This is a genomic window from Rhodococcus sp. NPDC057135, assembly GCF_042670865.1.
Taxonomy (GTDB): Bacteria; Actinomycetota; Actinomycetes; order Mycobacteriales; family Mycobacteriaceae; genus Rhodococcus_F.
In genome coordinates, this window is the sequence record NZ_JBHUUU010000009.1 from 138,708 (window position 1) to 157,143 (window position 18,436).

The 18,436-nt window shown below is 63.4% G+C and carries 14 protein-coding genes; 11 read left to right on the forward strand and 3 right to left on the reverse strand.

Features of this window, described 5'->3' with window-relative positions; all coding sequences use genetic code 11:
* Window positions 1-6: 6 nt before the first annotated feature.
* Window positions 7-837 (forward strand): crotonase/enoyl-CoA hydratase family protein, encoded by an 831-nt coding sequence (locus ACFT1A_RS18495; RefSeq protein ID WP_378448155.1) that lies wholly within the window; start codon window positions 7-9, stop codon window positions 835-837.
* An 89-nt stretch (window positions 838-926) separates the two neighbouring features.
* On the opposite strand, the gene ACFT1A_RS18500 is transcribed toward ACFT1A_RS18495, so the two are convergent.
* Entirely contained in the window at window positions 927-1,418 is a 492-nt protein-coding gene (locus tag ACFT1A_RS18500) for an inorganic diphosphatase (RefSeq protein ID WP_003941181.1), read from the reverse strand.
* Between the two features lie 103 nt (window positions 1,419-1,521).
* Between ACFT1A_RS18500 and dacB the strand changes: the two genes are divergently transcribed.
* The 7 genes from dacB (at window position 1,522) to ACFT1A_RS18535 (ending at window position 11,373) form a co-directional block, all read left to right on the forward strand.
* Window positions 1,522-2,931 carry a D-alanyl-D-alanine carboxypeptidase/D-alanyl-D-alanine-endopeptidase gene (dacB, locus tag ACFT1A_RS18505; RefSeq protein ID WP_378448156.1) on the forward strand — a complete coding sequence of 470 codons (1,410 nt, stop codon included), beginning with the start codon at window positions 1,522-1,524 and terminating at the stop codon, window positions 2,929-2,931.
* Window positions 2,931-4,004: a zinc-dependent metalloprotease gene (locus ACFT1A_RS18510; RefSeq protein ID WP_378448269.1), complete on the forward strand. Its 1,074-nt coding sequence runs from the start codon at window positions 2,931-2,933 to the stop codon at window positions 4,002-4,004. The genes dacB and ACFT1A_RS18510 overlap by 1 nt, the downstream gene beginning before the upstream one ends.
* Window positions 4,005-4,982: a tRNA lysidine(34) synthetase TilS gene (gene tilS, locus ACFT1A_RS18515; RefSeq protein ID WP_378448157.1), complete on the forward strand. Its 978-nt coding sequence runs from the start codon at window positions 4,005-4,007 to the stop codon at window positions 4,980-4,982.
* Between the two features lie 3 nt (window positions 4,983-4,985).
* Complete coding sequence (gene hpt / locus ACFT1A_RS18520; protein WP_019746778.1) at window positions 4,986-5,540, forward strand: hypoxanthine phosphoribosyltransferase; 555 nt, start codon at window positions 4,986-4,988, stop codon at window positions 5,538-5,540.
* A 122-nt stretch (window positions 5,541-5,662) separates the two neighbouring features.
* Window positions 5,663-6,331 carry a DUF4190 domain-containing protein gene (locus ACFT1A_RS18525; RefSeq protein ID WP_378448158.1) on the forward strand — a complete coding sequence of 223 codons (669 nt, stop codon included), beginning with the start codon at window positions 5,663-5,665 and terminating at the stop codon, window positions 6,329-6,331.
* A gap of 22 nt (window positions 6,332-6,353) precedes the next feature.
* The gene (locus tag ACFT1A_RS18530) at window positions 6,354-8,663 is read left to right on the forward strand and encodes a PQQ-binding-like beta-propeller repeat protein (protein ID WP_378448159.1); all 2,310 of its coding nucleotides are present in this window, start codon (window positions 6,354-6,356) and stop codon (window positions 8,661-8,663) included.
* Between the two features lie 46 nt (window positions 8,664-8,709).
* Entirely contained in the window at window positions 8,710-11,373 is a 2,664-nt protein-coding gene (locus ACFT1A_RS18535) for an RDD family protein (protein ID WP_378448160.1), read from the forward strand.
* A 32-nt stretch (window positions 11,374-11,405) separates the two neighbouring features.
* Here ACFT1A_RS18535 and ACFT1A_RS18540 read toward each other — a convergent pair whose 3' ends face one another.
* A complete protein-coding gene (locus ACFT1A_RS18540; RefSeq protein ID WP_378448161.1) occupies window positions 11,406-12,815 on the reverse strand; it encodes an acyl-CoA synthetase in 1,410 nt (469 codons plus the stop codon).
* A gap of 28 nt (window positions 12,816-12,843) precedes the next feature.
* On the reverse strand, window positions 12,844-14,184 hold the full coding sequence (locus ACFT1A_RS18545) for an SLC13 family permease (RefSeq protein ID WP_378448162.1): 1,341 nt from the start codon (window positions 14,182-14,184) through the stop codon (window positions 12,844-12,846).
* A gap of 99 nt (window positions 14,185-14,283) precedes the next feature.
* Here ACFT1A_RS18545 and ACFT1A_RS18550 point away from each other — a divergent pair, with 99 nt between their 5' ends.
* The 3 genes from ACFT1A_RS18550 to folE all read left to right on the forward strand — a co-directional run bounded on the left by ACFT1A_RS18550 (window position 14,284) and on the right by folE (window position 18,436).
* Window positions 14,284-14,931 (forward strand): FadR/GntR family transcriptional regulator, encoded by a 648-nt coding sequence (locus tag ACFT1A_RS18550; protein WP_378448163.1) that lies wholly within the window; start codon window positions 14,284-14,286, stop codon window positions 14,929-14,931.
* A gap of 278 nt (window positions 14,932-15,209) precedes the next feature.
* A complete protein-coding gene (gene ftsH / locus ACFT1A_RS18555; RefSeq protein ID WP_378448164.1) occupies window positions 15,210-17,759 on the forward strand; it encodes an ATP-dependent zinc metalloprotease FtsH in 2,550 nt (849 codons plus the stop codon).
* 59 nt (window positions 17,760-17,818) lie between these two features.
* Window positions 17,819-18,436 (forward strand): GTP cyclohydrolase I FolE, encoded by a 618-nt coding sequence (folE, locus tag ACFT1A_RS18560; protein WP_019746783.1) that lies wholly within the window; start codon window positions 17,819-17,821, stop codon window positions 18,434-18,436.

The following is an 18,436-nucleotide window of genomic DNA, read 5'->3' on the forward strand; positions in this document are numbered from 1 at the left end:
TGAGTAATGACTGAACAGAAGAGCTGGAATGCGTTCACCGTCGAGCGCGAAGACAACATCGCCCAGGTGACGCTGATCGGGCCGAGCAAGGGCAACGCGATGGGGCCGGATTTCTGGAGTGAACTCCCCGAAATCTTCGCCGACCTCGACGCCGACCCCGAGGTACGCGCAATCGTCATCGCCGGATCCGGCAAGCACTTCTCGTTCGGCCTGGACCTGCCGGCGATGAGCGGTGAATTTGGTGCCGTCCTCGCGGACAAGGCTCAGGCAGGCCCGCGCACCAAGTTCCACGACATGATCAAGCGCATGCAGTCGGGCATCAATGCCGTCGCAGATTGCCGCAAGCCCGTCGTCGCAGCCGTTCAGGGCTGGTGTATCGGCGGCGGCGTCGACCTCATCACTGCAGCGGACATCCGCTACGCGAGCGCCGACGCCAAGTTCAGCATCCGTGAGGTCAAGGTCGCGATCGTCGCAGACATGGGCAGCCTCGCGCGTCTGCCCGCGATCATCGGCGACGGACACCTGCGTGAGTTGGCTCTGACCGGCAAGGACATCGACGCAGCGCGCGCCGAGAAGATCGGTCTCGTCAATGACGTTTTCGAAGATGCCGACGCAGTGCTGGCCGCGGCGCGCGAAACTGCGAAGGAGATTGCCCTCAACCCGCCGCTCGTCGTCCACGGCATCAAGGACGTGCTCGATCACACCCGCAGCGCGAGCGTGAACGACAGCCTTCGCTACGTCGCAGCCTGGAACGCGGCGTTCCTGCCTTCGCAGGATCTGACCGAGGCCATCACCGCCGTCTTCCAAAAGCGCCCGCCGGTCTTCCAGGGTGAGTAGGAACTTCCAGGGCGAGTAAAAAACAGCACAAAAAATCCCCGCGCATCTTCCGATGTGCGGGGATTTTCGTAAGGCCTGAGAACTTGAGCTCAGTGACCGCCGTTGGCGGCGAGACGCTTGATCGAAGCCTCGATCTCGGCCTCTGCCTCGGCGCGGCCGACCCAGTTGGCTGCCTCGACGTGCTTGTTCGGCTCCAAGTCCTTGTAGTGGACGAAGAAGTGCTTGATCGCGTCGAGCTCGAACTGCGAGATGTCACCCAGATCCTGGATGTGATCCCAGCGGGGGTCACCGGCCGGAACGCAGAGGACCTTGTCGTCTCCGCCGGCCTCGTCGACCATCTTGAACATCGCGACTGCGCGAGCCTCGACGATGACGCCGGGGAAGACCGACTCGGGGAGCAGGACCATGGCGTCGAGCGGATCGCCGTCCTCACCCAGGGTGTTTTCGATGAAGCCGTAGTCGGCCGGGTAGCCGAAAGCTGTGTAGAGGTAGCGATCGAGTTTGACGCGACCGGTTACGTGGTCGACCTCGTACTTGTTGCGCTGACCCTTGGGGATCTCGATGGTGACGTCGAACTCCACGCCGATTCCTCGCTGTCGTGTCGGTAATGATTCGTCGGAAGGATATCGGGTCAAGGATAAGGTTGCCTGACCACCCAGTAGGCAGAGCACAGACGGAGGGGCGTTGGCGGGCCAAGGAAAGAAGAAGATCGGCTCGTTGGAAGAGAGTCGACGGCGTAACTTCCGCATCCTTCTGGCGGTCGGTGCAGTGGTTGTACTGGCCGTCGCCGGAGTTGTCGTCGTGAAACTCGGTACGTCGAACGACACTGCCGGCAGTGCGACCGTGACTACGTCGCCGCAGCCTGCGCTCGTGACACCGTCACCCCAGGTGGTGCCCGTCCCTACGGACGCACCGATTCCGAGCGCGTCGGGAATCGCAGCGGCGATCGGCGCGGCTGTCGCAAACCCGGATCTGGGGAAGTTCACTGGAGTTGTCGCCGATGCGCTCACCGGAAACATTCTGTGGAGCGCAGACCCGTCGACGCCGATGACGCCCGCGTCCACGACGAAGGTGCTCACCGCATCGGCGGCACTACTGAAGTTGCCGCTCGACCACCGGCTGTCCACGACGGTGGTTCCCGGAACGAGCCCCGGGCAGGTCGTTCTGGTCGGCGGTGGTGACCCGACGCTGACCGCGACGCCGAAGGGGCAGAGCGGGTATTACGCCAATGCCGCTCACATCGCGGATCTCGTCGACCAGATCAAGGCTGCCGGTACGCCGGTGACCAGCGTCGTGGTGGACTCGAGCTTGTTCAAGGGCGACAACATGGCCACCGGCTGGTTCCCTGCTGACATCGCGGCGGGCTACATCACCCCGATCGAATCGGTGATGATCGAAGGCGGTCGGTACGACGGCACTCAAGACGAGTCACCGCGTTCGGAAACTCCCGCGTTGGACGCGGGCAAGGTTCTCGCTCAGGCGCTCGGTGTCGATCCCGCCAACGTGAGTCTCGGCGCCGCGCCTGCCGGTGCCAAGCCGATCGCGACCGTGCAGTCGGCACCGCTGAGCGACCGGTTGCTGCAGATGATGGAACATTCCGACAACGTGCTCGCCGAGACCATCGGGCGTGAGGTCGCGATTGCCTCCGGAATCGAAGCCTCGTTCACCGGAGCAGTCGACGCGACCGGCAAGACCCTGCAGGCGGCCGGGTTCGACTACACCGGAGTTTCGTTGCACGATTCCAGCGGGCTGTCCGTCGACGATCTCATTCCTGCTCAGGTACTCGATCGGGTCATGACGGCTGCGGCCGGTGACGGTGATCCGAAACTGCGTCCGCTGCTGGACTACCTTCCGGTGGCCGGCGGAACAGGAAGTTTGTCCGACCGCTACGCGTCCGGAAACCGAACCGGTGCGGGTTGGGTACGGGCCAAGACGGGAACTCTCTCGACGGCCAGTGCGTTGTCAGGGTTCGTGGTCGATCAGAACGGGCGAGTGCTCACCTTCGCACTGATGTCCAATGACCGGCCGCCAGAAGTGAGCCGTCCTGCCCTGGACGCGATTGCCGGAGCATTGAGGAATTGCGGGTGCCAATAGTGGCCGAAAAGACTCCACAAGATGATGAAGCCTCGGCTCCGCTCGGTGGTGCCGTCGACTGGAGTCTGGCCGCCAAAGCCGGGATAAAGCTGGCGCGTGGCGGCCCCGCGATGTCGCGCTACACGGCCGAGACTGCGACGGCAGAACTCGCCGAAGCATCCAAGCGCGCAGAACTGCCGGTTCGTGAAGTGACCGGTTTGGCCGACGGTCTTCCGGTCCCAGCCGCTGACGTGTTGGACCGGGCCGGGTGGATCACGGCAGCCTCGCGGTCGATGGCGCATCTCACGGGCGCCGACCCCGACGGCAGTGGCAATCTCATCGTCGGAAAGCCGGCGGGCCTGCAGGCCGGCGCAATGCTGGCGTACCTGTCTTCGGCGATCCTCGGCCAGTACGACCCGTTCACCGGTGAGCACGGCACGCTGCTTCTGGTCACACCGAACATCGTCTCCGTCGAACGGTCCCTTCGGCTGAACCCGAGCGACTTCCGGTTGTGGGTCTGCCTGCACGAGGTCACGCACCGGGTCCAGTTCTCGTCCTCGCCCTGGCTCGCGGATTACATGAAGGAATCCGTCGAAACGCTCGGTGCGACGGTGGACGAGTCGATGACCGACGTTGTCGGTCGCCTTGCTGCAGAGCTGCGCTCGCGGAAGGAACCCGACTCCAGTGACGGTGCGACGGCGGGCGGCATCATCGGACTGCTGCGTGCCTCGCAGGCAGAACCCCAGCGTGACGCGCTGGACCGGATGCTCGTACTCGGCACCCTCCTCGAAGGGCATGCAGACCACGTGATGGACGCCGTCGGTCCCGCTGTGGTGCCGTCGGTGTCAACTATCCGCGCGGCCTTCGACAAGCGTCGGCAGCGCAAGTCCAACCCCGTGCAGCGGATCATCAAGATGCTGCTCGGCATGGACGCCAAGATGGCGCAGTACGTACGCGGCAAGGCCTTCGTCGACGCGGTGGTCCTCAAGGTCGGCATGGAGCAGTTCAACACCATCTGGACCGGGCCGGAAACCCTGCCGTTGCTCGACGAGATCGACAACCCCGACGCGTGGGTGAAGCGCGTTCTCGGCTAGATGCTGCTGCCTGAGACTCCTGCTCTACTCGCGCTGCGACAGGCCGTGCGGGCCTGGATGGTTTCGTATGAGCCACGACGCCGCGTGGTCGTCGCCCTGTCCGGGGGAGCCGATTCGCTGGCGCTCACCGCAGCAGCCGTGGCGGAAACCGAATCGGTCGACGCATTGATCGTGGACCATCGCCTGCAAGTCGGTTCCGATGCCGTCGCACGCTCGGCCGCAGACCAGGCGCTGGCGCTGGGTTGCCGGACCGCGACGGTCCTGACCGTCGACGTAGCCGATGGTGGGAGTCTCGAAGCCGCCGCGCGTGAGGCTCGGTACAACGCCCTGCGCGGCGCCAGAACTGACCTCCCGGTTCTACTCGGACACACGCTCGACGATCAGGCCGAGACCGTACTGCTCGGACTCTCCCGCGGGTCCGGTGGGCGATCGATTCAAGGTATGACGGCATTCGACGCTCCCTGGGGACGGCCGCTACTCGGCATCCGTCGATCGGTGACCAGGGCGGCCTGCGTCGACCTGGGAATCACGCCGTGGGAAGACCCTCACAACAACAATCCCGAGTTCACTCGCGTACGTCTGCGGCACGAGGCGTTGCCGCTGCTCGAAGAAATTCTCGGCGGGGGAGTTCCGGAAGCGTTGGCCCGAACCGCGACGCAGTTGCGTGAGGACGGTGAGGCGCTCGACGAGTACGCCGAGGCCCTACTCCTACGGGTTGTCGTCGACGGGGAAGTGGAAGTGGACACACTTGCCGAAGCGCCCACCGCAATCCGTCGACGCGCTCTGCGCGCCTGGCTGCTGCAGGGCGGCGCAAAAGCATTGACGGACAAACAGTTACGCTCAGTCGACGCCCTGGTGACCGACTGGCGGGGGCAAGGCGGCGTCGCGATCGGCGGCGGAACACCGGAGGCGAGGTTGGTGGCGGCCCGGCGACGTGGCAGGCTGATCCTCGGATTCGAAGACCGACGAAGGGTTTGACGCGTGTACGAGGGCGACATCGCATCGGTACTGATCTCCGAAGAACAGATCCGTGCACGAACGGCGGAACTGGCTGAGGAAATCGCCAAGCGTTACCCGGCAGGCGCCCCCGAAGGGGATCTCCTGCTGATCGGCGTCCTCAAGGGAGCGGTCTTCTTCATGACCGACTTCGCCCGCGCCCTGCCGATCCCGTCGCAGATGGAATTCATGGCCGTCAGCTCCTACGGATCCTCGACCTCGTCTTCGGGCGTCGTCCGCATCCTCAAGGACCTCGACAAGGACATTGCCGGTCGCCACGTGCTGATCGTCGAGGACATCATCGACTCCGGTCTGACGCTGTCGTGGTTGATGCGCAACCTCAAGACGCGTAACCCCGCTTCGCTCGAGGTCGTCACATTGCTCCGCAAGCCCGACGCGGTCAAGATCGACGTCGATGTCCGCGACGTGGGCTTCGACATCCCCAATGAGTTCGTCGTCGGTTACGGCCTCGACTACGCCGAGCGGTACCGCGATCTGCCGTACATCGGCACCCTGGACCCCGAGGTTTACGGCGGCTGAGCCTGCTCGCCGGTTAACACTCTTCACACTTCAGCCCCTCTGCATCAGTCCTCCGAACGGACGACAGACAGGCCTGTGAGGCCTCGCTAGATTCACGGAATGCGCTATCGACGGCCTTCTCGGTGACCCTTCCGCCCCCTCCGCCACCGCCACCGCCCCCTCCTCCACCACTGCCGCCCGAGAGCGAGCAGCAGTACTGGAATGCGCAACCGCAAGGCGTTCTTTACCAACCGCCGACCACCAACGGTTTCGCAATTGCAGCCCTGGTTGGGGCGCTCGTGCTGGCGCCGGTCGGAATCGTGCTCGGCCACATTTCGCTGGCGCAGATCAAGCGAAACGGTGAGCAGGGGCGAGGACTCGCAATCGCCGGTCTGGTGATCGGCTACATCTTCACCGCACTTCTGGTGCTGTCGATCGTGTGGATGTTTCTCATTGCCAACGCCTTCACCCGTGCGTTCGACGACTACGACAGCGCCTCTTCTCTCTACTACACATCTGAATCGTCGAGTGCGACGTATCCGACCACCACATCCAGGACGGTAGCGCCGACGTACAGCGGAAGCGACACGGCGACGGTAATCGCCAATGCCTCGGTGGGTGACTGCATCGTCCGAAGGCTCGGGGCGGACAAGGGCGACGGGACAAGCGAGACGTATGTCAGTCCGATCTCGTGCAACTCGAGCAGCGCCACACACCGAGTAGTCAGCCGCGGTTCGTCCACATCTGCGTGCACCGCCGATTGGGTTCGTAAAGAGAGTCCGGTCGTAGTGCTTTGCCTGGCGGACGAATGATCGACAGAGGGAGTCACAGCCGATGACGTTGCCGCCCCCGCCGCCCCCGCCGCCCCCGCCAATGCAGGCTCCGGTTGCCGGGCATCCGCCGGCCACTCGATCTCGTGGCCGGGGATGGATTGTTGCCGTTGCGGCTCTTACCGCCGTCGCAGCCCTCGCCGCGGGCACCGTCACCGTTGTCACGATTCTCCGGTCGGGACACACCGACGGACCGGTGGCAGGCCAGCTGGTCAACACCTACCCCACTCGGCCGACGCCAGGGTGGTCGTTGGACGTTGACGAAGTTCTGCCTGGCGGAAGATTTCTGTGGCCGGATTCGCTCGGTGCGAGCTATGGAACGGCAAGATTCATCGAGTTGGGACAGACTCTGATCACTACGGTCGGACCACAACAGGGTCAGCAATCCCAACTCGTTGCTGTCGACGCCGAAAGCGGATCCATTCGATGGCAAACACCGGTCGCCGGCACGGTGTCGTGTGCGACCGCTGCGATCGATGCAGCTCTACCTTGTGTCGTCAGGAACCTTGGTGGAGCCGCTCGAGTTGTTTCCTTCTCACTCGACTCGGGGACGATTCGTTCGAGTGTCGACACAGATACAGCCACCCTGGTCGAGGTTTCCGACGGGGCACTCTTCACCGTGGGCGGCAACCAGTCCGGGCAAGTGATTTCGCGCGGAACCCCCAACGACCTCGACGCGGCGTGGACAACGACAACTCCACAGGAAACCGACTGCGTCGGATCCGGGGATTCGCATTCGTTCGAGATCGTGGACGGCATCGTCTATTACTCGAGCATCGGATCGACGGCGCTGAACGCGGTCGATGGCGCGCTGCTTTCGAATCCGAATCTCGGTGGCTACGAGGCTCTTCCAGGTCAGGGATTTGCCGGCGTCCTCTGCGAGATGCCATTTCCGTCGGACGGTTATTCCAGCATCGTGTCCGACCGTGACGGGGCCGAGAGATTTCGAGTGGGCGAAGATGCACCGGCATCACCGTGGCTTGTCTCGGCATCGAACTCTCGTCCGTACATCGGTTCGCATGGCGCGTACAACATCAGTGACGGCACCGAGTTGTGGTCGGTCACCGGCGGTGATCGCTTCTCGCTACACAGAATCGTCGGCGACATCGTGCTGGGCAACGACTCGGACACACTTTCGGCCTTCCGAATCGACACCGGGGAGCAGTTGTGGTCGACCAAGATCGGTGACTACTTCGCTTACTCGGTCTCGGACGGTGAGCGAATTCTCCTCCATCCCAACGACGGCAGGGTTGTTGCCGTCGAACTCGACGACGGCTCCATCAGTTGGTCACTCGATTCCCACGCCAACCACTGGTCATGGTCGAAGGCACACAACGGACTCGCCTCGATCTCCAATGACGAATTCGTCTACTACCCACCGACCGGCGGACCGTCGGGAGCGCCAGGCAAACTGCCCGCTGTCCCTGAAGTCGACGGAAGCGACGAGTACGTCACGAAATGCGGACGGACGCCGACCCTGAAGCCGGTTGAATACCGCACGCAGGCAGAGGGTCTCGTCGTTCGAATGGAGATGAAAGCATCATGTCCCGGCGGAGACATCGTCTCCACCGACGCGCTTCGTGTGTCGATCACCGACACCGGCCAGAGCGTTGCATCGGCGGTGTTCGACTTCTCCGATGCGCCGATCTATCTTCCCCGAACGGATGGGACGAACACGACGAACTCGATCCAACGCGAGTTCCTGTACGACCTCGGCAGTTTCTGGAGGCTGCCGAACACTCTCGGTGAGTCTTCGAGTCTGACCAATTCGAGAGCGTCAGGTGCTCAACTCGTCGAGTGTGAGGACGAAGGGACGAGTGATACCAACCTGACATCCGGGCCGGCATCGCGAAGTGACACCAATACGCCGATCCGACCCACACGCAGCGCACAGCCGACAACGGGCGACGTCGAATCTGCGAGCCTCGACGCCCTCCGGGCTCAGGCCGACGCCGATCGTCCGTTTGTCGCCGGTGACCTCTCGAACAGGTGGGTGGCTCAGATCTCCTCCAAGCGGGTGGGACTCGATGCAGCGGATATCAATGGCGCTCAGGTGCATTGGACTGCTGCCCAGATCCTGCGCCAGCATCTCGAACTTCGTCTCATGTATCCGGAGGTGCGACTGCTGTGGAGTGACGAATGGCGGACCTTCGATCTCCGTGGTTGGTGGATCACTGTCGCAGGCTTGACGTTTGCGGATGCAGATGCGGCCAACGGGTGGTGCGATTCGAAGCGGATTGCCAACGATCAATGCTTCGCCAAGATCGTCAGCAACGACCGAGACTCGTCTGTTACCACCAAATATCGGCGGTAGGGCCTGAGCCGTTCGGCGCACTTCCCACATCTGAGGAGCTTGACGAATGACCGCAGACAACTCGCGTCAACACAGTGAACCGTCGACAAACGGTGTGCCCCAGCCGCAGGGCATCTATCCGTCGGCGCAGGGCTATCCACCGCCCCAGAGCTATTCACCGACGCGATCTGCGTTCGAGGATATTCGGATCGGGGACTACACCCGCGACGGCACAGCCGCGGTACTGCTGTTCGTGTCGTTCTTCCTACCGTGGAGTGTCACCGTCGGGATAACCCGCGTCGGTTCGAGTGGTCTTGTCGTGCTTCTGGTTCTGCCGTCACTGCTGTCGCTGGCGTCGCTGTCACTACCGTACGTGGCGCGCCTCGGAATGCTCGGGCCGAATTGGAATGTGGGGCAGATACGGGTGCTGCGTCTGGTGGCCAACGGACCCCTCATTGCCACTGTCGTAGGTCTTGTCGCTTACGACGTCATTCGTGGAATGTTCCGATTCAGTGAGAGTTCGAATATTTTCACCGGCAACGGGGTCGGCGCTGGAGCGTGGTTCGGTCTTGCCGGTGCCTTGCTCGCAGCTCAACCGCGAGCGGCCGAAATTCGCATCGACCCTCGAACCGCGCCGCGATGGTTGGCGCTAGTGAAGCCGCTTGTGTTTGTGGCCTGGGGGTCGTCAGTGGCCTCGGCGCTACTCGCGCTGATCTACATCTTGGTCTTCGCCAGTCGCTACCGATATTACGACGGGCCACAGACTTTCGAGAGCCTGTTCGTTCTCTTCGTGTCGTCCGCCGTTCCGATCGTCGTGGTGGGCGTTGCGGCAGTCGGTCTCGCCAGACGGTTTGCGTCCTGGCGTCTAACGGTGGCCGCGCTCGGCATCGCGCTCCTGGCAGCGGGGCTACTCCTCTCGATCAGCGAGGGTGAAAGTGTCGAACTCTTCCACACCGTGACAGCCAGTCCGTACTACGGCATTACCTTTTTGACTGCCGCAGCTGCAATTGCGTTCATTCCGTGCGAAGTCGCGTCCGTCGGAGACGGGACGCACCCCGGATACATCTGGCTCGGAGCGGCGCGAAACGGGATGCTTTTGATTGCGGTGTGGAGCTTCGGCGTCGGTTTCTACCAAATAACGATGGCAGTAACACAATTCGGTATCGTGCTGTGGGGAGATGCGTTAGTGCTCGCAGTTCTCGCAATACTCGTCGGGATTCTTGCCGTCGTCGGAGTCAGAGCGCTGTCGCTTCGTTATTCTTCGTCCGATCCTCGCCCGTCGCGCGAGGTCGGTCTCGGAGTCTGTCTCGCGCTGCTCGTTCTGATGATTGCTCGTCTGGTGGTGCAGTCATCCATGTACGGCGAAATATATTACAGTGCATGGATATTCGACTTCGCTATGGCGGTGCTTGTGGTTGTGGTCGCTCTCGCTGTCACAGTCTCACCAGCGGTTCGGAATCTGTATGCGGGGGTGCAACTGTTCGCTTCGGCTACCACCGTTCCAGGCGCGGCACCGAATGTCGGACAGCCCGTTCAGTCTTCGAGGCGTGCTCTCGAGGCTGCGGATCCGCGGACCCCGCCGGCGGTGCTGTTCGAGATCGCGTCGAGTTCGCCGGAGTTGCGGCCGGCGATTGCCGCGAATCCGTCGACATACGACGATCTTGTGACGTGGCTCGAAGCGCTGGGTGATCCTGCTGTGGATGAGGCGTTGGATCGAAGGGCTGCTGGGCGATTCGGTCTACCTGAGCCTGAGCCTGAGCCTGAGCCCGAGCCTGAACCCGTACCCGTGCCCGTGCCCGTGTCGGTGCCTGCGACGGTGAAGCCTTCGGGGCGTGCTCTCGAGGCTGGAGATCCGCGGACCCCGGCGGCGGTGCTGTTCGAGATCGCGTCGAGTTCGCCGGAGTTGCGGCCGGTGATTGCCGCGAATCCGTCGACGTACGACGATCTTGTGACGTGGCTCGGAGCGCTGGGCGATCCTGCTGTGGATGAGGCGTTGGATCGAAGGGCTGCTGGGCAATTCGGTCTACCCGAACCCGAACCCGAACCCGAACCTGCGACCGAGACCTTCACCTCGAACACACCGGAATCCCGCTCCGGTAGCGACCCCGTGCAACTGGCTGCACCGCCGCTGGCCGTGCCGCAACCGAACCTGGGGTATGCGCCGACCGGCGTTCCACTCCGGCCTGGTGGTCTTCGGCCGGCCGGAGCCGGGATACGAGTTGCCGCGCGGTTCATCGATTTTGCCATTCTCGCAGTGGTGTCGGTCGTCGGCGGCATGATCTCCACCGCGACGCTCGGAAACGGTTTCGACTTCGATGCCTACCGGACAAGTTCGGGTCTGATCGGCCTCCTGATCGGGATGGGTTCGATCGTGTACTTCGTGTGGGGAGAGTCAGCATTCGGGGTCACCCTGGGCAAACTCGCCCTCGGAACAGGCGTTCGCTCGGTAGGAGGTGCGCGCCCGACCCTGGCGCAATCCTTCAAACGGAATGCATTCGTGATCCCCATGTACCTCGGATCGGCTGTATCGGCGTTGGCCATGCTCGGTAGTGGTGACGAGCTCGTCGGCATGCTGAACACGATGTCGTTGGGCAGTATCGCTAATATCCTGGGTACTGTTGTAACAGTGGGTATTTCGATCGCGATCATCGTCTCGATCAGCTCTGCACCGGATGTACGCGGTTTTCACGATCGGATGGCTGACGCCGTCGTCGTGGTCACCAGACAGTGAGTGAGCGCGCTTCGAGGGAAACACGCATGCCTTCAGGGCGTCAGCAGTTTCTTCTGCACCTTGCCCATGGCGTTGCGCGGCAAGCTGTCGACCAGACACACCTGGCGAGGGCGTTTGTGGATCGACAGTGATTCGGCGACGAAGTCCGAAACCACTGCACAGTCCGATACGTCGCCGACGATGAAGGCGACTATGCGCTGTCCGAGGTCGTCGTCCGGCACACCGACGACGGCGGCCTCGCGAACACCCGGGTATGCGAGAAGGGCCTGTTCCACCTCGCCGGCACCGATGCGGTATCCACCGGACTTGATCATGTCGACCGACTCGCGACCTACGATGCGGTGGAATCCGCTGTCGTCGATCACCGCGATGTCGCCGGTGCGGAACCAACCGTCCTCGGTCATGGATTCCGCTGTCTTCGAGGGGTTCCCGAGGTACTCGTCGAAGAGCACGGCTCCCGCGACTTCCAGTTGACCTAGCTGCACACCGTCGTGCGCCGACAATTCACCGTTCTCACCGCGCAACCTCGTCCTGACTCCCGGAACGGCGTGCCCGACCCAACCCGGGCGGCGTTCACCGTCGTGCGTTGTGCTGACGGTGATGAGAGTTTCACTCATTCCGTAGCGCTCGACGGGAGCCAACCCGGTCAGCGATTTCATCCGCTCGAACAACGGAACCGGAAGTGGTGCACTGCCGGACACGAGCAAGCGCGCAGATCGCAATGCTGCCGCCGCCGAGGGATCACCGCACACGCGTGACCAGACGGTCGGAACACCGAAGTACAACGAGCCACCCGCGGCCGCATACGAATCCGGGGTCGGTCTGACGGTATGAATCAGCGGCGAGCCCACGCGCAACGCGCCCAGCACCCCGAGGATCAGTCCGTGGACGTGGAAGAGGGGCAGCCCGTGGACGAGTATGTCCTCCGGAGTCCAATCCCACACGTGGGCAAGTGCGTCGAGATCTGCTGCGATCGCCGCTCGCGAGAGGACGACGCCTTTCGGTGCTCCGGTTGTTCCCGAGGTGTACATGATCAGTGCGGTAGCAGCCGCGTTCGGTTCGGGATAAGACGTCGCGGATCGCGCGTGAATATCGATGGGAATCAACGGGATGCTTGAATCCGACGGTCCCTCTCCGAGTGCAAGTTCGGCCTTGGAATCGGCGATGATGTGCTGACGCTCGAGCGGGCCGGAGTCCGGTGGGATCGGGACCACGGCCACACCGGCGATCAGTGCGCCGGTGACGGCGACCACCGTCTCGAGGCCGGCGGCGGCTTGTACTGCCACTCGCTGTGCACCATGTATTTGATCGGCGACCGCGGTGGCGGCGGCCAACAGGTCGGCGCGAGAGAGGGTCGCGCCTTCGCCGAAACTGACCGCCGCCTCGTGGTCGTCGAATGTGCGAGGGTCGAGGGAGCGCAGAAGTGTGGATTCGCTGTTCATCGCGAGTTCCCTTTCTTTGAGCGAAGATTCAGACGGACCAGGGAACAACGAACAGCAACCAGGCGAGAATCGGCGTCACCACCATGATGGTCATGCCCCACCGCATCGTCAGCCCGAACACCACGTCGCGTTCTTCCGGAGCGGCGTTCGCCACCACCAGTGCGCCATTGGTCGAGAACGGACTGCAATCGACCAGAGACGAGGAGATTGCCAGCGCGATGACCAGGCCGGTTGCATTGACCTGACCGGTCATGAGGAAGGGAATAGCCAAGGGGATAAGTGCTCCGAGGATTCCGGTGGTGGATGCAAACGCCGATACGATCGCGCCGATCAGGCAGATCAAGAAGGCCGCGAGCAGTGGAATGCCGACGTGTGCAACCGAATCCCCGAGCCACTGGACGGTGTTCTGGTTCTGCAGAAGAGCGACGTACGTGACAATTCCGCCGATGAGGAGCACGGTGCCCCAGCTGATCTTGTCGACGGCGCCGCGGGCGGAGGCAGGGAAGATCAGGGTGAGAAGTACCGCGACGGTCAGTGCGGTGAATCCGACGTCGAGGTCGAAGACCAAGGCGCCGAGAGCAAGTGACGCCAGTCCGAGCAGGGTGAGTCGGCGCTCGAGATTGAGTGCTCCCTCGTGCGGAGCGGTCCCACCGGAGGACTTGCCGCCACCCTTCGAGCTGTCACCGGAACCCGAACCGGTGATGGTGTCGCCGCCGCCAGTCGCGTTGCCGACTGCGTTGACGAGCACGCGCTCGGAGGCGCCGCGCGCAATCAAGGCGCGACCGCCGAACGAGGCGTACGCGATGGCAGCAACAACGGCCGCGGCCGCGAAGGTCGAGACGAACAGCAAGGCCGGGCTCGACGGGAGGCCGTTCTGGCGCATGACGTCGTTGGTGATGACGCCGAAGATTCCGATGGGGGAGAAGCTGCCCGCCGTTGCGCCCTGGACGACCATGAAGCCCATCAGCATGGGGTGGATTCGGTAGCGGGTGGCGAAGCCCATCGCCACGGGCGCGATGATGGCGACGGCAGCGGGACTGACCGCGCCCATGGCGGTGACGGCCGCGCACACCGCGAACATCGCCCACGGCACGAGGGCCACTCGTCCTCTGACCGCCCGAACTGCCGCGTGAATGATCCAGTCGACCGTGCCGTTGTTTCTGGCCAGCGCGAACAGATAGGTGACGCCGACCAGGATGACGAAGAGACTGGCCGGGAAGCCGTCGAGGATCTCGCTGGTATCGACGGTGAAGACCAGTGTTCCGACGACAAAGGCAGCCACCAGGGCAAGCGCACCCATGTTCACCGACCTCACGGTGGATATGACGAACACCAGGACAAGTACTGACAGGGCTATGACATTTGCCATCGAACTCTCAATCCGTTCGCGACCAGCTTGTGGTCTGCATCACTTGGAATTGGCCTAGCCTCTCTGCCACTGCTCCATTTGTCAAGTACACTCCGAGGCATGAATTCGACGTCATCGCCCGGCTCGCGCTCGGGCCTGCCCGGACGATTGAAGCGTCCGCGTCTGTACGAGCAGTTGGCCGAGCACATTTCGAATTTCATCGAGGCTCAAGGTCTTTCGCCCGGCGATCGGCTTCCTCCCGAACGCAGCCTGGCTGCCGAACTCGGCGTGAGCCGCGCATCGCTGGCTCAGGCGCTCGTTGCTCTCGAGATCCGGGGCCGAGTCGAAATCCAGCACGGCAACGGCGCAGTGATTCGTGAAGCACCGACGCCCGAGGCTGGCCGCTCCACGGCCTCGGGCGTGCGGTTGCAGGATCGAACCGTCGACGAACTGACGGCGGCGCGGGAAGCAATCATGGCCGGCCTGGCTCGGGCGGCGGCGTCGAATCCCAACGCTGCGCTGCGGGTCGCGATGCTGACCGACGACGGGACCGCGAGAAACTTCGCCGAGACGTGGCGTTGCGTCAGGCACCTTGCCGGAGGTGGCTTGTTGGCTGATCTCGACGACACCATCGCCCAGCAGGCGGACGTGCCCGAGTCGTCGGCTCGGCTGTCTGCGCGACTCGATCAGCTCGCGCACCGCATCATCGACGGTGACCAATCGGGCGCCGCCGACGCTGTCGCGGGAATCCTCTCCGAGACCGTCTGAGGCGCCTCGGCCAAACCAGCTCGACAAAGCGTCGGAAAAGCGCACGATAACCGCTATGAGCGTGTTCGCTCACGGGAAACTGTGCTGCGGCGTAGCCCGGGAACCTGATCGGCAATACGCACGTTGAACACAGTGACGACCGTTCCGACCAAGCGGCACGGCTGCTGGCGGGCATCGATGGGGCCGATCGCGGTAACCTGCAGGTGTCCGGTTGGCAGCCGGAAGGCGACCTGGCAGACCCGCACTCTCGAAAGGACCGGCCACATCGGCCGACCTGTATGAACCGTAAGACTGTGTTCCGTAACGTGCTACTCGTAGCCGTCGTGCTGTTGGTGATCTATGCCTTCAGTTACTTCAGCAACGACACCCGCGACTTCAAGACCGTCGACACGTCGGTCGCGATCTCCCAACTCGACGCCAAGAACGTTGCGTCGGCGCAGATCGACGACCGTGAGCAGCAGGTTCGCCTGTGGCTCAAGAACGGCAACGACGCCACCGACGGTAAGACGCAGATCCTGGCGAAGTACCCCGCGAGTGCGTCCGAGCAGATCTTCGACAAGGTCGAAGGCGCCGGTGCGGACAAGTTCAACACTTCGGTCACGCAGGAGAGTTGGCTGACGTCGATCCTTCTGTTCGTGCTGCCGATGATCATTCTGTTCGGCATCTTCTTCTTCGTGATGAACCGGATGCAGGGCGGCGGCGGTCGCGGCGGAGTCATGGGATTCGGTAAATCGAAGGCCAAGCAGCTCACCAAGGACATGCCGAAAACCACGTTCGCCGACGTCGCCGGTGCGGACGAGGCTGTCGAAGAGCTGTACGAGATCAAGGACTTCCTGCAGAACCCGGCTCGCTACCAGGCACTCGGCGCCAAGATTCCGCGCGGCGTCCTGCTGTACGGCCCTCCCGGAACCGGTAAGACGCTGCTCGCTCGCGCTGTCGCAGGCGAAGCCGGCGTCCCGTTCTTCACCATCTCCGGTTCGGACTTCGTCGAGATGTTCGTCGGTGTCGGTGCTTCGCGTGTTCGCGACATGTTCGAGCAGGCCAAGCAGAACAGCCCCTGCATCATCTTCGTCGACGAGATCGACGCCGTCGGTCGTCAGCGCGGCGCAGGTCTGGGCGGTGGACACGACGAACGCGAGCAGACGCTCAACCAGTTGCTTGTCGAGATGGACGGCTTCGGTGACCGCACCGGCATCATCTTGATCGCCGCAACCAACCGCCCCGACATCCTGGACCCCGCACTGCTGCGTCCGGGACGCTTCGATCGCCAGATTCCGGTCGGCGCCCCCGACCTCGCCGGCCGCCGCGCGATCCTGCGCGTGCACTCGCAGGGCAAGCCGATCGATCCCAACGCCGATCTCGAAGGTCTCGCCAAGCGGACCGTCGGAATGTCGGGTGCCGATCTCGCCAACGTCATCAACGAGGCTGCGCTGCTCACCGCACGCGAAAACGGAACCGTCATCACCGAAGCCTCGCTCGAGGAATCGGTGGACCGTGTTGTCGGTGGACCGCGGCGTAAGAGTCGCATCATCAGCGAGCACGAGAAGAAGATCACGGCCTACCACGAGGGCGGTCACACGCTCGCTGCTTGGGCAATGCCTGACATCGAGCCGGTCTACAAGGTCACGATCCTCGCTCGCGGTCGCACCGGCGGTCACGCGATGACCGTGCCCGAGGACGACAAGGGTTTGATGACGCGTTCCGAGATGATCGCGCGTCTCGTCATGGCAATGGGTGGACGCGCCGCCGAGGAGCTGGTGTTCCACGAGCCCACCACGGGAGCGTCGTCCGATATCGACATGGCGACAAAGATCGCCCGCGCGATGGTCACCGAATACGGCATGAGTGCCAAGCTCGGCGCGGTTCGCTACGGCCAGGAGGGCGGGGATCCGTTCCTCGGCCGTTCGATGGGCGTGCAGTCCGACTACTCACACGAGATCGCTCGTGAAATCGACGAGGAGGTGCGCAACCTCATCGAGGCAGCGCACACCGAAGCGTGGGCAATCCTCAACGAGTACCGCGATGCGCTCGACCTCATCGCTACCGAACTGCTCGAGCGTGAGACGTTGACTCGCAAGGACCTCGAGAAGATCCTTGCCGGCGTCGAAAAGCGTCCGCGCATCACGGCTTTCAACGATTTCGGCGGTCGCACGCCTTCGGATCGTCCGCCGGTGAAAACTCCGCGTGAACTCGCGATCGAGCGCGGCGAAACCTGGCCGGAGCCCGCTGCCGCACCAGTTCTCGTCAAGGCCGGCGCACCCAACAGCGGTGCCCCCAACAACGGTGGTCTCCCCAACAACGGCAACCAGGGACCCTCGAACGGCTACGCGCAGCCTTCGTACCCGCAGCCGAGTGCGCCGCAGCAGACTCCGCAACCGGGAACACCCGACTACGGAGCGCCCGCCGGATGGTCGGCACCGGGTTGGCCTCCGCGTGAGAACCAGTCGCCGACGTACCCCGGACAGCAGTCGGGTGGATACACCGGTGGACAGAATCCGAACCCGCCGAACCAGCAGCAGGGCCAGTACGGTCAGCCCCAACACGGTCAGCCCCAGCCCGATCAGGGGCAGTACGGTCAGCCGCATCCGGGACAGCAGGCGTACCCGGAGCAGCAGCACCCCGGCCGCCGTTACCCCGCACAGCCCGACTACCCGGTGCAGTACCCGGACAGTGGACCTTTCGCCGATCCGAACCGGGGAAACCCGTCGGGTGAAAACCAGTGGCAGAGCCCCGCACCGGAACAGCCGCAAACTCCTCCGCCGCATCATTCGGCTGAGGACGAGGGACCGAGCACCGTTCGCTGGGACGGACCGGACGGATCTCGCTGACCTTGCGCCACTAGGCTCTGCGGCGGGGGACCTGTGAACAATTCTCGAGGAGAGTTCGGTTGTCGGTGAATGATGTGGCCAGTGAACTGGTGTCGCTCGGAACGGGCCGCCCGTTCGATCAGGCGCGGGCAGAGGCTGCCGTACGGGAATTGTTGATCGCGGTCGGCGAAGATCCGGAGCGCCCAGGCCTGCTCGATACGCCGGCCCGGGTGGCGCGCTCGTACAAGGAGATCTTCGCGGGTCTGTACTCCGAGCCCGACGACGCGTTGAACACGACTTTCGACGAGGGTCACCAGGAATTGGTGCTCGTGCGAGACATTCCGATGTTCTCGACGTGCGAGCACCACCTGGTGTCCTTCCACGGCGTCGCCCACGTTGGCTACATCCCGGGAAAGTCCGGCAAGGTCACCGGTTTGTCGAAGCTGGCGCGTGTTGTCGACCTGTACGCCAAGCGTCCGCAGGTTCAAGAACGCCTGACCAGTCAGATCGCAGATGCTTTGATGCGCAAGCTCGACCCGCGTGGAGCCATCGTCGTCATCGAAGCCGAGCATCTGTGCATGGCGATGCGCGGTATCCGCAAGCCCGGAGCCAGCACGACCACGTCTGCGGTTCGTGGGCTCCTGCAATCCAGCGCGGCCTCACGGTCCGAAGCGCTGGACCTCATCCTTCGTAAGTGA